Raw genomic sequence first — 13,798 nt, 5'->3', positions numbered from 1 at the left:
CGTTCGCGAAAGTCTGCGGCCGAGGCGCGCCATATGATGCGAAGGTCGATGACGGTGCAAGGGTGGCCTGGCCGAGCACGGCATGAGCGAAGACCACCGCAAGCGAAACGGGCCCCGCCGATGAGCGGAGCCCGTGCGCTGACGATGGATGTTCGGAAGCCTCAGCCTGCTATCGCGACCTCAGCCGTGACAGCCTGTTCGGGCGCCGGGCTTTCGTGCATCTCCCGCTCGCCCTCCCAGGTCGCGACGGCCGCGGTGGCGATGCCGTTGCCGATCACGTTGGTCATGGTGCGGCCCATGTCGAGGATCTGATCGATGCCCATGATCAGGAGGATGCCGCCGACCGGCAGGTTGAACAGCGGCAGCGTGGCGGCGACCACGACCAGCGAGGCGCGCGGCACGCCGGCGATGCCCTTGCTCGTCACCATCATCACGAGCAGCAGCGCGACCTGCTGCGCGATGCTGAGCTCGATGCCGTAGGCCTGCGCGATGAACAGCGCCGCGAAGGCCTGGTACATCATCGAGCCGTCGAGATTGAACGAGTAGCCGAGCGGCAGCACGAAGCTGGTGATGCGTCCCTTCACGCCGAACTTGGCCAGCTGCTCGATCATCTTCGGATAGGCCGCCTCGCTGCTGGCCGTGGAGAACGCCAGCAGCATCGGCTCGCGCAGCAGCCTGATCAGGCGGAACACCGGCGTTCCCAGCACGACCAGGCCCGCAATGATCAGGATCGTCCAGAGCACGAGCAGGCTGAGATAGAACGTCGCGATGAACTTGCCATAGGTCACGAGCACGCCGAGGCCCTGCATCGTCACGACCGCAGCGATCGCAGCAAACACGCCGAACGGAGCGAAGCGCATCACGAAGCTGGTGATCTGCAGCATGACGAGCACGAGCTCGTCGATCGAGGTCGCCAGCGTCCTCGCGTAGCCGGTTTTCAGCCGGCTGAGTGCCAGGCCAAAGAACACCGCGAATACCAGGATCTGCAGCACTTCATTGGTCGCCATCGCCTGCGTGGCGCTCGCCGGCACGACGTGGGTGATGAAGTCCTTCAGGTTGATGCCGGCCGTCTGCAGATTGGTGGCCGCGTCGGCATTGGGCAGCTGCAGCATCAGATCGTGACCGGGCGCGAACAGGTTCGTGAAGATCATGCCGAGCCCGAGCGAGACGACGGAGGCGGACACGAACCAGCCCATCGACCGGGCGGCGATGCGCCCGACGGCGCGGCCCTCCGTGCCCAGGCTGGTGATGCCGGAGACGATGGTCGCGAACACCAGCGGCGCGATGATCATCTTGATCAGGCGCAGGAACACGTCGGTGACGATCGAGAAATAGCCGGCGATGGTCTTGGCCACCTCCGGCGTCGGCGCCATGATGTGGCAGATATAGCCGGTCACGATGCCCAGCAGCAGGCTGGCGATCAAGGCATGCGTGAGGCGCTTGGAGTGCATCGTCGAATTGTCGGCGGCGCTCGTCATGGTCGTTTGGTCTCCCTTGATTTTATCAGTTCAGGTTCGTGGCGGCCGGCCGCTGCCCGTCGGCCGCGCAGTCCTTGCGGCGATCCCGCAGCGGCGGTGGCCGCACCGCGCCCTCCTTGTCGCCGGCAGGCACGAAGATGCTTTGCGGCCGCGTCAGGTTTTCCGGCTTGAGAATCTCGGCGAGCTTCTCATCCGAGAGCAGGCCGCGCTCGCGCACGAGTTCGGCAACGCCGCGACCCGTGGCATGCGCTTCGACGGCGACGGCGGTCGCTGCGGCGTAGCCGATGTAGGGATTGAGCGCCGTGACGAGGCCGATCGAATTCTCGACATCGGCCAGCAGCCGGTCGCGGTTGGCCGTGATGCCGTTGACGCAACGCTCCTCCAGCGTCAGGCAGGCCTGCCGCAGATGGCTCGTGCTCTTGAACAGGCTGTGCGCGATGATCGGCTCGAAGGCATTGAGCTGCAGCTGGCCGGCTTCGGCCGCCATGGTCACCGTGAGATCGTTGCCGATCACCTCAAAGGCGACCTGGTTCACCACCTCCGGAATCACCGGATTGACCTTGCCCGGCATGATCGAGGAGCCGGCCTGAACCGCCGGCAGATTGATCTCGTTGAAGCCCGCGCGCGGCCCGCTCGACAGCAGCCGGAGGTCGTTGCAGATCTTGGAGATCTTCACCGCGATGCGCTTGAGCACGCCCGAGACCTGCACGAAGGCGCCGCAATCCTGCGTGGCCTCGACCAGGTCCGGCGCAGTCATCAGCGGCAGACCGGTGATCGCGATCAGGTGCTTGCAGACGATGCGGGCATAGGCCGGATGCGAGGCGATGCCGGTGCCGATCGCGGTCGCGCCCATGTTGACCTCCTGGATCAACAGTGCAGCCTCGTGCAGGCGCTCCTGGTCTTCGCCGAGCATGACGGCGTAGGTATGGAATTCCTGCCCCAGGGTCATCGGCACCGCATCCTGCAGCTGGGTGCGGCCCATCTTGAGCACGTCCTTGAATTCGTCCGCCTTGCGGGCGAAGGCGAGGCGCAGGATGTCCATCGCTGCAGCGAGATCGCGCAGGCCCCGGCAGGTCGCGATCTTCAACGCCGTGGGATACACGTCGTTGGTACTTTGGCTCATGTTGACGTGCTCGTTGGGATGCAGCCGCGCATAGTCGCCCTTGGCGTGGCCGAGCAGCTCCAGCGCGCGGTTGGCGATCACCTCGTTGGCATTCATGTTGGTGGAGGTGCCGGCGCCGCCCTGGATGGCATCGACCGGGAAATGCTCATGCAGCTTGCCGGCGCGAACCTCCTTGCAGGCCGCGACGATCGCCTGGCCACTGATGTCGTCGAGCAGGCCGAGCTCCATGTTGGCGAGCGCCGCGGCCTGCTTGATCGCGGCGAGCGCGTTGATCAGCTGCGGATAGCTGGAGATCGCGACGCCGGTGATGCGGAAGTTTTCGGCCGCACGCAGCGTATGCACGCCATAGTAGGCCTCGGAAGGGACCTCGCGGTCGCCCAGCAGATCATGTTCGGTACGCACGTCTCTTCCCTTCGTTGTCGTTGACGGTCACGCCACATTGATGCGTCGCAGCGCGCGGGCCCGATGCGGCGGATGTTTTGTTCAGGACGCGGCAACGATCCAATGCTATGTGCGCACCCGTCATTCCGAGTTTGCATGAACTCCAACGCTGCAACCGGGTATGACGCCGCTGACGCCTCCTCCGATCGAAGGGCTTGCGCAGTGGGAGGAACGAGGTCGGATCATGGAATTGAAGTGGCTCGAGGACTTTCTCAGCCTCGCGCGCACCCGCAGCTTCTCGCGCGCCGCGGAGGAGCGCCACGTCACGCAGTCCGCATTCAGCCGCCGCATTCAGGCGCTCGAGCTGTGGCTCGGCGTATCGCTGATCGACCGCTCGAGCTATCCGACCACCCTGACCGCCGAGGGCCGGCTGTTCCTCGAGACCGCCGAAGAGACCGTTCGTATGTTGCATGCCAGCCGCGTCTCGCTGCAGGCCAACATGCGGCCGAGCACGCAGATGGTGTCAATCGCGGCACTGCATACGTTGTCGCTGCGCTTCTTCCCGCGCTGGTTTCGCAGCATCGAGCAAAGCATCGGGCAGGTCGGCAGCCGGCTCTTGCCAGACGATTTCCATAGCTGCCTGCAGGCGATCGTCGAAGGCAGCTATGATTTCCTGCTCACCTTTCACCATCCCCACGTGCCGATTCCGCTGGAGCCAGAGTTCTACCCGCATCTCGTCGTCGGCACCGACAGCCTGGTCGCGGCGCGCAGCCCGCAGCTGGCCGGCGGCGAGAGCGCGCCGCTGCCGCTGCTGAGCTATGCGACGAGCTCTTTCCTCGGGCGGCTCGCGACCTTTGCCCAGGCGCAGTTCGCGCAGGCCGAGGGGGCGCCGCCGGTGCAGGTGGCCCATACCAACGAGAATGCGATGGCCGACGCGCTCCGCTTCATGGCGCTGGAAGGCCACGGCCTCGCCTGGCTGCCGCGCAGCCTGATCGCCCGCGACCTCGATGAAGGCGCGCTGATCCTGCTCGGACCGGAGATTCCGCTCGAGATCCGGCTGTATCGCAGCCTGCGACGGACCCGCCCGGTGGTGGAGCGGGTCTGGACCGCGGCGAGGCAGCTGTCGCCCTAAACTATGCCAAATCGGAATGGCGCTGTCGGCCTCGGCATTGGATTTGACCGCGCCGCCCCCGCATTGTCAGCGGGACAGAGAGGAAATGAGACGATGATGCTTGGCGTTCTCGGCGGCATGGGCCCGATGGCGACGGTGGATTTCATGGGCAAGGTGATCCGGAATACGCCGGCGGCCTGCGACCAGGACCACATCGAGATGGTGGTGTGCTCGGCCACCTCGGTACCGGACCGCACCGCCGCGATCCTCGATCAGGGCTGCGATCCCCTGCCCGCGATGCTCGACGCGCTGAAGCGGCTGGAACGCTCGGGCGCGACCTGCATCGCCATTCCCTGCAACACCGCGCATCATTGGCACGGCGAGCTGCAGGCGCGCACCGCGGTGCCGATCCTGCACATCGTCGATGCGCTCGCCGATGCGCTGGCCGAGCGCGGCCTGCAGGGCGCGGCGATCGGCTTGCTCGCGACCGACGGCACGGTCCGCGCCGGCATCTATCAGCGCCGCCTCGCCAAGCGCGGCTTCACCTGCGCGATGCCCGATGCGGATGGGCAGGCCGAGGTGATGCGCGCCATTCGTTTGGTAAAGGCCGGCCATGTCGACACCGCGACCGCGATCCTGAGCCGCGAGGCAAAGGCGCTGATCGCCGAGGGCTGCGCCCAGGTGGCCATGGCCTGCACCGAGATCCCGCTGGCGCTCGCTGCCGTGCAGGACGATCTGGCATCACGGCTGCTCGACCCGACCGACACGCTGGCGCGCGCCTGCGTCCGATCGTGCCTCGCCGGGCCCGAACGGCGGGTGGCCTAGACGAGCCGAAGACCGCAGACGAAAGAGGCCGCCTAGAACGAACCAGGCGGCCTCTTTGTATCGTCGTCGTGCAGCGCGCTGAACGCTGTCGTCGTCACCGGCCGCGCGACAGCGTCCCGAAGTGATAGTTGACGCCGATCAGAGCCGTGTGGATCTGGGTCTTCTGGCTGACGACGTTCGGACCGCCGGTCACCGCGGCTGCGCCGGGCAGCGTTCCGGTCACCGTTCCGAAATCGGCGTAGTCATATTCGGCGAAGGCCGACCAGTTGCGGGCGAACATCCATTCGGCGCCGGCGCCGACCGTCCAGCCGCTGCGGTTGAAGGCCACGCTCGCGGAGGCCCCCGTAGCAGCGTTGGTCGCCGTCACGCCGGTCCGCGTCCACGCGGCACCGCCACGCGCATAGAGCAGCACCTCGGGCGTCACGAGATAGCCGGCTCGCAACGTCGCAGTGTAGAGGTTGCTGGTGCGCGAGTTCAGCGTCAGCTGCGGCGACACGGTGGTCGACGCGTTGGTGATGCCGAGATCGGCCATCGCCTGGATGCCGACGACGAAGCGATCGACCTGATAGTCGCAGCCGAGCTGGATGCCGCCCACGACGTCGCTGTTGTTGGTGGCGACGGAAGCCGGAATCTGCAGCGCCACCACGGGCAACGGCAGCACGCCACCGCCACCGGGCGGCGGATTCTGCGGCGGCTGTCCGCCGCCATTGTTACCCGGCGGTGGCTTCATCGGCCAGCCCGGCTTGTTGGGCGGCATCGGCTTCCAAGCCCAGCCGCCATGGTCGTGCTTCTGCCAACCATCCTTCGGCCAGTTATCTTTCTGCCAGTTGTCGTTCTTCCAATTGTCCTTCTGCCAGACGTCCTTCTGATAGCCGCCCTTCTGCCAATTCTTGTCGTGGTCGTCGTCGCGGTCCGGCTTCAGCCAGGCGTATTTGTCGTACTCGCCCTTGCCCGGCTTCGCCCAGACGAAGCTCGGCTTGTCGTGATCGTCCTTGTGATCGTGTCGCAGCCAGTCGTAGCGGTCGGAATAGCCGCTTGAGCGGAGTTGCGACCAGCCGCCGGACTTGTCGTGATCGTCGTCCGACTTTTTCCCGAACCAGCCGCCGCCGGCATATTTCTCGTCTTTATAGCCGGGCTTGTCGTCGTCCTTGTCCTTGCCGCCCTTGTACGGCTTCGCCTGCCACGGCCAGCCATGATCGGCATGCTCATAGCCGCCGCCCTTGCCGATGTGCGGCCAGCCATCGCCATCGTCATGATCCGGCTTGTCGTACTTGTGGTCATGCTTATCCCACGCATGATCCTTGTCCTTGCCGCCGTGATGGTGCTTGTCCGGCTGCCACCAGCCGCCGTGATCGCCATAGACCGGCGGTTTGTGAGGCGGCTTCCATCCGCCATGGTTCCCGCCAGGGTTGTTCGGCTTCGGCGGCGGCTTGGGCGGCGGATTGACGACCGGCGGGTTGACGACCGGAGGATTGACGACTGGCTGGCCAGGGGCCGCGGGCGCACCGACGCCATTGACGCCCTGGTTCCAGGCCTGCTGCTGGCGCGACCAGGCGATGCCGGCATTCGCACCGGCATGGCAGCCACTCCACCTGTAGGCGAAGACGTCGGGCGGCGGAAGCGGGGGAGGCAGGGCAAGATCAGTCGCCCAGACCGATGTCGTACTTCCTGCGAAAGTAGAAAGACAAAGACACACGCCAAATACGCGACGCATCGAACTCACAACTCCTGAACACGTGCCGCAACAAACGACGGCCGCATCAGGAGGGTCAGATTGTGTCGCGATCTGAATTGAAAAATGTCAGCCGTAGGAAATGCGCGTCGCGATGCCGACGCGCTCAAACTTGAAGATTGAGTGTTGCAAGCGGGACGCAGGATTCTGGCGAAATGTAGTAACGCATGTGAAGCGATCGCGACGCGGTTGCGCGCAGACTTCATCACACGCGGCCAACGCGGCGCGCATGTCGATGCATACGCGGCATCGGCATCGCGAGGATCGCGCGCGACGCTGGCAGCCTGCTGCAGCAGCCTTCGCGCATCCGGGCGACGCGCGCCGCCGGTCGCCACGATGCGAGCGCGGCCCGTCGCGCGCCGCGTCGTCGCGACAATCATAGTGAGGAGCGATGCCGGAGACGGCGCCGCATCGGACATGCACGCTCATCGTCCTGCCGCATCCGAGATGGCGATGACGGCGTGCGATGTTGCGCAGCGGCCACGACGATGCGTACGCGCGCGCCACATGATCGCGCGCATTGCCGCCGTGCCGCTGCAGTTGCGGCGTGATTGACGAGGCGATGCGGGGGAACGGCGGCCGAACTTTGTCCGCATCCCGGCGCGCCATGGTTTCGCGCGCGGGCTTCGACGCATTCGCGCCGCGACGGCGTAGGTCCGCCGCGGCGCGACGATCAGGGATTGCGGCGGGAGAACGAGATCGCGTAGGCGGCGTTGCGGATGTCGATCATCGGATCGTCCGACGTCTCGATGCCGTCGGCGAGCTGGCCCGGCAGGAACAGCAGCTTCTTCTGCGCGGCGTCGCTGTCGTCGACCGCCTTGTCGATGGTCAAGACGCCGAGCTCGACCAGCTTGCGATCCTCAGGCCAGGGCTTCGCAGGATCCTTGGTGTCGTCGCCGGCAGCGGCGAGCTGCGCCATGAAACGGAACGCCACCTTGCCCTGCTTCAGCCGCGCGGGCAGCTCGGCCATCAGGAAGTCCGGCGCGCGCCTGGCGGCGTCGTCCTTGTCGAGATGCACGACCTTCTCCGGCAGCATCTGCCAGCGCACGGCCTGCCTGGCGCCGGCCTTGTTGACGAGCACGAAGGCGTTGACGCCGAAATAGGCCTCGTCGGCAAAGCTGTCCGGCGTCGCGATGGTGCCGAGCGCCGCCGGCACCGACGGGTGGCTGCCGATGAACTGCTCCAGCTTGGTCGGCTTGGCCGCGTTCGGCCCGCTATCGGCGATCGCCAGGAACAGGTCGCGCAGCTCAGCACCGGTCGAGACCGGAAAGAACTTCAGCGAGTTGATGACGAGGTCCATCTCGCTGCCGTCGGCGAGATGAAACTTCACCGCCATGCCGTGCGGGTTGGCATCGCTGGAGCCGTCCGGCAGGTTGGGCACGCCAGTGGAGTCCGAGAACCGGACCGTCACCGGAATCTCAGCCCCGCCGAACAGCGAGGCCTTGCTCAGGCTCGCCGCCTCCGCCGACGGCTTGAATTTGCCCTCGACCACCACGCCCTTGGCATGATTGGCGCGGAACCCGGCATGCACGCCGAACACCTTGTTCATCGCATTGACGAGTTGCTCCTCCACCGGAGCGTCCTGCGCGAAGACTGCGGCGGGCAAGGCGATAACGATGGCGGCCAGCGTGGCGACGCGTGCGCGATGGATCATGAGCAGCATCCTCCAGTTAAGAGCACCGCAGCTTAGCAGCCTCGATTGACATGCGAGCGACTTTCGCCGGGAAGACGTTGCTCATTATTATCGCAATCGGCTTCGCGGCGATGGAACTCCACGCGCACACCGGTCATGAGTTCCCAACATCCGGCCATGGTGACGGAGTCCGGGCTCGCGCTTCGCGCGCCCGGGAATGACGAGGGGCTCAAGCCGCCGTCGTGGCGCTGATCGTCACGTAGTAACCGTCAGGATCGCGCAGCGAAAACTCCGGCGTTCCGGTGTTGGGGTTGAGATGCGGCTCCTCGGAGAGCCGCGCAGCGAGCTGACGCGCGCGCAAAAGGGCGTCGTCGAACGCGTCGAGGCGAAAGAATAGCAGGAACCCGTTGCCCGGCGTGCCCGCGTGCGGCGACGCCAACGACGGATGATCGTGCGCGCCCCAGGCATGGCAGCAGAGCAGCATCGTTCCATCCGACGCGATGACCTGCCCGAAATAGTCATGCGCCGGCACCCCATCGGGCAGGCCCAGCAGGGCCTGATACCACGCCACACTGCGCGCCACGTCGGCGACGCCGATGATCGTCCACAGGCGTGTCATCCGTTCCTCCCTGCAGTGACAATACCCCGGGCCGGTCGCGACCGGGCCATGATCAACGCCATCAATGCGATGCCGATCCGCGCTGGACCTGGCGCCCGTCAGCCGCGCCTTGCCGCGAGCGGCGGAATGTCCCTATTGTATCCCCTCGTGCCCGCGTCTCCATCCACGTCCGGTCTGCCCAGTGTCCGGAACCCGGGGTCGTGACAGTGTCCGACCGCGCACGCCCATGACGGAGTTTCGATCGTGTCCGCACCGGAAAGCTTTGCCATCGACAAGATCCACGTTCCAGAGAAGAAGCGCAAAGCGCTCAAGCAGGACGTGGTCGACGCGCTGGCCGAGAGCATTTTGGAGTCCGGACAGCGCGAGCCCATCCTGGTGCGCCGCGACAAGGACCATTTCGTGCTGGTCGACGGCCTGCACCGCCTGGAGGCCTGCAGGGCGCTCGGCGAGCCCGCCATCAAGGGCGTGCTGATCTCGGCCGAGGAAGCGCGCCAACGCGAGCTGCCGCCACCGCCGCCGGATCCGGAGCGCGAGAAGATGGAGCGGCTGCGCAAGCTGCGGCTGGAGAAGGAGGAAGCCGACAAGCTCTCCGCGATGCGCGGCGGCCAGGGCGCCCACGCGGCCATGCGTCCGCGGGCGGAGACCGCAGGCGGAAGCGGCCGCACCGCGGCAACGAAGCCGACTCGCCCAGCGGCGGGAGCAGCGCCAAAAACATTGTCGGACTGGATCAAGCAACAGGAGCGCAGCGGCGGCCGTTATTGATCTCGTCCGTTCGCCGATGAAGCCGGTGCGCGATCGTGCACCAGTCGGCAAGCCGTCGTCAGCGCCAGCACTCAATGGGCCTCTGCAGCCGGCTCCGTCCACGCATTGGCAGGAACGTGAGGCCACGGGCCAAGTGCTGTCCTTGCCGTCCGGCCGACCGGATCTCATGCTCACCGCACCCGCTGCCAGCCCCTCGGTGTCCAGCGCAGGAGCATATTGGAGAGCGGCTTCGGAGCGCGGACCGTGAGATGGCTGGCAAGCGTCCGCAGTGCGTCGATCGCGGCGGGCGACTCCTCGCCGCTATAGAGCATGAGGTCCGGAGACGGCGGCGCCCAGCTGTCGATCAGCGCCAACCAGCTGCTCTCATAATAGTCGCCGGTGATGTGGCCGAACTGTCCGGCCGGCACCGCCTTGGCCACCGTACCCATCGCGTGCCCCGCGAATGCTGCAGGACTGGCGGCGCGGCAGCAGGACAGTTTGACGCGCTTCGGCCGCAGCCCCGTTCGGAACGCCCCGTGGGCCCACACGTTGCCGAACCACGCGGACCGACAGCGCGGTGCTGCCGAGCAGCCGAACCGTCCGCGTCATCCATGACATACGGCTCAGCGCGAGCCGCGACGACGAACTGGAGCACCGATGCGAGCGACCCTTGTTGCCCTTTCCGCGATTCTTCTCACCGGCTCCGCCGGAGTGTCCGCCGCACCGGCGCCTTCTGTGACAGTGGCGCGCGAAGCGGTGACGGCTCCGATGCAGCTCGCACAGCGCGATCATCGCGACGGGCGCTGGCAGCACGAGCAACGCCGCCATGACATGCGCGGCCACCACGGCCGCCGCCACGGTCCTCCCGCCGGCTGGCAGCGCTACCGCTATCGGCCACACGACTATCACCGCCGCGGCTGTACGCAGATCGGACCGGCGTGGTTCTGTCCGTAGGCCCGAGATCGTCCCGCGCGCGTCCTGTTCAAGGGACCCGCGCGGGGCTCGCGGACCGCTCGAGCGCGGGCCGAAGCCTTACTCCCTGCGCATCAATGACCCGTCAGCACCACCTTGACGCTCTGTGAACGATCGAGCGCAAGGCGCAGCGCATCTGGCGCGGAGCGGAGCGGACGTTCCGCCGTCACGAGGGCAAGCACGTCAACACTGCCGTCGGAAATCAGCTCGACGGCAGTCATGAACTCCGGACCGAAGCGGAATGAGCCGCGCAGGTCGATCTCCTTGGCCATGATCGCATTTGACGGCGTCGGAATTTGCCCGCCCGGCAGATTGCCGATCTGCACGACCACGCCGCCGCGCCTGATGATGCCGATCGCGCCGGCAAGCCCGGCCGCCGTTCCCGACACCTCGAACGCGACGTCGAACGGAGCGGCAGCCGCCTGGGCCTTCAGGCCATCGTCACCGCCGGAAATGTCGAAGACATGGTCGGCGCCGAGCCGGCTCGCGAAAGCGAGCGGGGCCGGGGCGATATCGACGACCGTGATGTCGGCAGCGCCGGCGCGGCGCGCGGCGAGCATGGTGAGCAGCCCGATCGGACCGGCGCCGAACAACACGACGCGCTCGCCCTGGATGCCGCCGGCGCGTGCCACGGCGTGCAGGCAGACGGCGAGAGGTTCGGCCAGCGCTGCAGCCTGATAGGAGACGTGATCCGGAATCTTCACGCACTGCGCGGGAATGGCGTCGAAATAGCTGGCAAAGCCGCCCTGCATATGTGGGGTCTTCGAGGCGGAGCCCATGAAGAAGATGTTCTCGCACAGGTTCAGGCGGCCCTCGCGGCAGGGTCCGCAATGGCCGCACCAGCGCGACGGGTTGACGGCGACGCGGTCGCCGACCTTCACGCCGGATACGGCGCCCGAGACTTCCATCACCTCGCCGGCGATCTCGTGGCCGAGCACCAGCGGCGACGTCACGACGAAGTCGCCGGTGCGGGCATGGCGGAAGTAGTGCATGTCGGACCCGCAGATGCCGCCGGCGCCGAAGCGGACCCGCACCATGCCGGATGCGAGCGGCTCGAGCGGCCGCTCCACGATGCGCAGATCCTCAGGGCCAAACAGCGTGGCGGCAAAGCTCGTCAAGGTCATTTCGCAAGTCCCATGTATCTCGGAAGTCCCAGCGTGAGCTCGGGGATGTAGGTGATGGCGATCAGCGCGAGCAGCAGCGGGACCAGCCAGGGAAGAATCGCCATCGTGGTCCGCTCGACCGACAGCTTGGCGACGCGCGCCAGCACGAACAGCACCATTCCGAGCGGCGGATGCAGCAGGCCGATCATCAGATTGAGCGTCATGACCAGACCGAAATGGATCGGATCGATGCCGAGCTTGAGCACGATCGGCATCAGGATCGGGACCAGGATGGTGATCGCCGCGATCGTATCGATGAAGCAGCCGACGAACAGGATCAGGATGTTGGCCAGCAGCAGAAACACCCACTTGTTCTGCGTGACGCTCAGAATGGCATCGGTCAGCGTCTGCGCAGCCTGCGACACCGTCAACAGCCAGGCAAAGATCGAGGCGGCGGTGACGATGAACAATACGGAGGCGGTCGTCTCGATGGTGTCGAACGTCGCCTTCGCCACCGTGCGCAAGGTCATGGTGCGATAGCGCACCAGGCCGAGGAACAGCGACCAGATCACCGCCGCAACGGCGGCTTCCGTCGGCGTGAACCAACCGAGCGTCATGCCGCCGATCAGGATCACCGGGGCCATCAGCGCCATGACGGCGGAGAAGTCGAAATACCAGTCGATTGCGAGCAGCACGACCAGACCGAGTCCCACCGCGAGATTGACCGACAGACCGGCGACGACGAGCAGCCATACGGCGAACGGAAACGCCAGCACGATCAGAACTTCGAGCGCAGCCGAGCCGAGCTGCGGCCAGGAAAACGGCGAGTCGCTGCCCCAGCCGTTCTTGTGGGCGAAATAGGCCACCGTCGCCATCATGGCCAGCGTCATCACCGCACCCGGGATGAGGCCGCCCAGGAACAGCGCCCCGATCGAGACGTTCGCCATCATGCCGTAGATCACGAACGGAAGCGACGGCGGGATGATCGGCCCGAGCGTGGCGGATGCGGCCGTGACGCCCACAGAGAACTCCGTGGAGTAGCCGTGATCCTTCATCGCCTTGATCTCGATGGTGCCGAGACCGGCGGCGTCGGCGATGGCCGTGCCGGACATGCCGGAGAAGATCACCGAGCCGATGATGTTGACGTGCCCCAGGCCGCCGCGCATCCAGCCGACCAGTGCGACCGCAAAGCGGTAGATGCGGCCGGTCACGCCGGCGATGTTCATGAGATTGCCGGCCAGGATGAAGAACGGAACGGCCAGCAGCGGAAAGCTTTCGACGCCGGCGATCATGCGCTGCGCCAAGGTGACGTCAGGCGTGATGCCGGTGACGAGGATGTAGAGTAGCGAGGCCACGGCCATCGCGAGCGCGACCGGCAGGCCAACCAGCATCAGGAGGAGGAACGATCCGAGCAAGATCAGCATGGCGTCAATCCTCCGTGCCGTCGAACGCGCCGGGACGTTCGAGAATGGAATAACCGCGGCGCCAGTTCTGAATCGCAACCTGGATGGCGCGCGCGCTCATCAGAACGAAGCCGAACAGAACGAGATAGTAGACGTACTTCTTCGGAAACTTGATCGTCGTCATCCGCTCGTCGCCGATCACCTCGATGAAGACCCAGACGAGCTTGATGACATAGGTCAGAAACGCGATGCGGATGACGTCGATCGCCGTGGAGAGCGCGCGCGCCGGAAGCCGCGGCAGATAGCGAAACACCAGGTCGACCTGGATGTGCCGGGACATCCGCACGCACATCGCCGAGCCCACGAACACCACCGCGATCAGGCAGTAGGTCGCGATCTCCTCGGTCCAGGCGTAGCTGTCGTTGAGCGCGTAACGGGTGAAGAATTGCAGGAAGACGCAGAGCGCCATGATCCAGAAGATCGCCAGCGCGATCCAATCTTCGGCCGCATAGGGGCTGAGGTCGGCGGTGACGGGCTCGCCTTCCTGGAAGGTATGCGCAATTTCATCGGCCGTGGCCTGCCGATGCAATTCAGCGGTGGACATGGGAATTCCTTAAGCGCGCTAGGTGGTGGAGGCAACCCGTCCTTCCCGCCGGAGCGGCGGAAAGGACGACAGC

Annotated in this window: 14 protein-coding genes; 4 read left to right on the top strand and 10 right to left on the bottom strand. The window is 66.0% G+C overall.

The window, feature by feature from the left end:
* Positions 1-161: 161 nt before the first annotated feature.
* Positions 162-1,478: a dicarboxylate/amino acid:cation symporter gene (locus ACQR07_RS25220; RefSeq protein ID WP_434904820.1), complete on the bottom strand. Its 1,317-nt coding sequence runs from the start codon at positions 1,476-1,478 to the stop codon at positions 162-164.
* A gap of 25 nt (positions 1,479-1,503) precedes the next feature.
* On the bottom strand, positions 1,504-3,003 hold the full coding sequence (gene aspA / locus ACQR07_RS25215) for an aspartate ammonia-lyase (RefSeq protein WP_434904819.1): 1,500 nt from the start codon (positions 3,001-3,003) through the stop codon (positions 1,504-1,506).
* A 223-nt stretch (positions 3,004-3,226) separates the two neighbouring features.
* On the opposite strand from aspA, the gene ACQR07_RS25210 reads away from it, so the two are divergent.
* Both ACQR07_RS25210 and ACQR07_RS25205 read left to right on the top strand, forming a co-directional pair.
* Entirely contained in the window at positions 3,227-4,114 is an 888-nt protein-coding gene (locus ACQR07_RS25210; protein ID WP_434904818.1) for a LysR family transcriptional regulator, read from the top strand.
* Positions 4,115-4,207: 93 nt separating this feature from the next.
* On the top strand, positions 4,208-4,918 hold the full coding sequence (locus ACQR07_RS25205) for an aspartate/glutamate racemase family protein (RefSeq protein WP_434904817.1): 711 nt from the start codon (positions 4,208-4,210) through the stop codon (positions 4,916-4,918).
* Positions 4,919-5,012: 94 nt separating this feature from the next.
* On the opposite strand, the gene ACQR07_RS25200 is transcribed toward ACQR07_RS25205, so the two are convergent.
* The 4 genes from ACQR07_RS25200 to ACQR07_RS25185 all read right to left on the bottom strand — a co-directional run bounded on the left by ACQR07_RS25200 (position 5,013) and on the right by ACQR07_RS25185 (position 8,902).
* Positions 5,013-6,632 (bottom strand): outer membrane protein, encoded by a 1,620-nt coding sequence (locus ACQR07_RS25200; protein ID WP_434904816.1) that lies wholly within the window; start codon positions 6,630-6,632, stop codon positions 5,013-5,015.
* An 87-nt stretch (positions 6,633-6,719) separates the two neighbouring features.
* Positions 6,720-7,259, bottom strand: coding sequence for a hypothetical protein (locus ACQR07_RS25195; RefSeq protein WP_434904815.1), 540 nt, complete (start codon positions 7,257-7,259; stop codon positions 6,720-6,722).
* 64 nt (positions 7,260-7,323) lie between these two features.
* A complete protein-coding gene (locus ACQR07_RS25190; RefSeq protein ID WP_434904814.1) occupies positions 7,324-8,304 on the bottom strand; it encodes a catalase family peroxidase in 981 nt (326 codons plus the stop codon).
* 208 nt (positions 8,305-8,512) lie between these two features.
* Complete coding sequence (locus tag ACQR07_RS25185) at positions 8,513-8,902, bottom strand: VOC family protein (RefSeq protein ID WP_434904813.1); 390 nt, start codon at positions 8,900-8,902, stop codon at positions 8,513-8,515.
* 243 nt (positions 8,903-9,145) lie between these two features.
* Here ACQR07_RS25185 and ACQR07_RS25180 point away from each other — a divergent pair, with 243 nt between their 5' ends.
* The gene (locus ACQR07_RS25180; RefSeq protein WP_434904812.1) at positions 9,146-9,664 is read left to right on the top strand and encodes a ParB N-terminal domain-containing protein; all 519 of its coding nucleotides are present in this window, start codon (positions 9,146-9,148) and stop codon (positions 9,662-9,664) included.
* 170 nt (positions 9,665-9,834) lie between these two features.
* On the opposite strand, the gene ACQR07_RS25175 is transcribed toward ACQR07_RS25180, so the two are convergent.
* Positions 9,835-10,092, bottom strand: coding sequence for a hypothetical protein (locus ACQR07_RS25175; protein WP_434904811.1), 258 nt, complete (start codon positions 10,090-10,092; stop codon positions 9,835-9,837).
* 208 nt (positions 10,093-10,300) lie between these two features.
* On the opposite strand from ACQR07_RS25175, the gene ACQR07_RS25170 reads away from it, so the two are divergent.
* The gene (locus tag ACQR07_RS25170) at positions 10,301-10,597 is read left to right on the top strand and encodes a hypothetical protein (protein ID WP_434904810.1); all 297 of its coding nucleotides are present in this window, start codon (positions 10,301-10,303) and stop codon (positions 10,595-10,597) included.
* 92 nt (positions 10,598-10,689) lie between these two features.
* Here the strand turns inward: ACQR07_RS25170 and ACQR07_RS25165 are convergent, their stop codons facing one another.
* From ACQR07_RS25165 to ACQR07_RS25155, 3 genes are read right to left on the bottom strand one after another with little or no spacing between them, the layout of a single operon-like run.
* A complete protein-coding gene (locus tag ACQR07_RS25165; protein WP_434904809.1) occupies positions 10,690-11,739 on the bottom strand; it encodes an L-idonate 5-dehydrogenase in 1,050 nt (349 codons plus the stop codon).
* A complete protein-coding gene (locus tag ACQR07_RS25160) occupies positions 11,736-13,142 on the bottom strand; it encodes a TRAP transporter large permease (protein ID WP_434904808.1) in 1,407 nt (468 codons plus the stop codon). Before ACQR07_RS25160 ends, ACQR07_RS25165 begins: the two co-directional genes overlap by 4 nt.
* A 4-nt stretch (positions 13,143-13,146) precedes the next feature.
* The gene (locus ACQR07_RS25155) at positions 13,147-13,725 is read right to left on the bottom strand and encodes a TRAP transporter small permease (protein ID WP_434904807.1); all 579 of its coding nucleotides are present in this window, start codon (positions 13,723-13,725) and stop codon (positions 13,147-13,149) included.
* Between the last annotated feature and the right edge of the window lie 73 nt (positions 13,726-13,798).

Origin of the sequence: Bradyrhizobium sp. HKCCYLS20291 (genome assembly GCF_051167715.1) — a bacterium.
Taxonomy (GTDB): domain Bacteria; phylum Pseudomonadota; class Alphaproteobacteria; order Rhizobiales; family Xanthobacteraceae; genus Bradyrhizobium.
The sequence above is the reverse complement of the archived record's forward strand: the minus strand, read 5'-3'. Positions and strand labels throughout refer to the sequence as shown.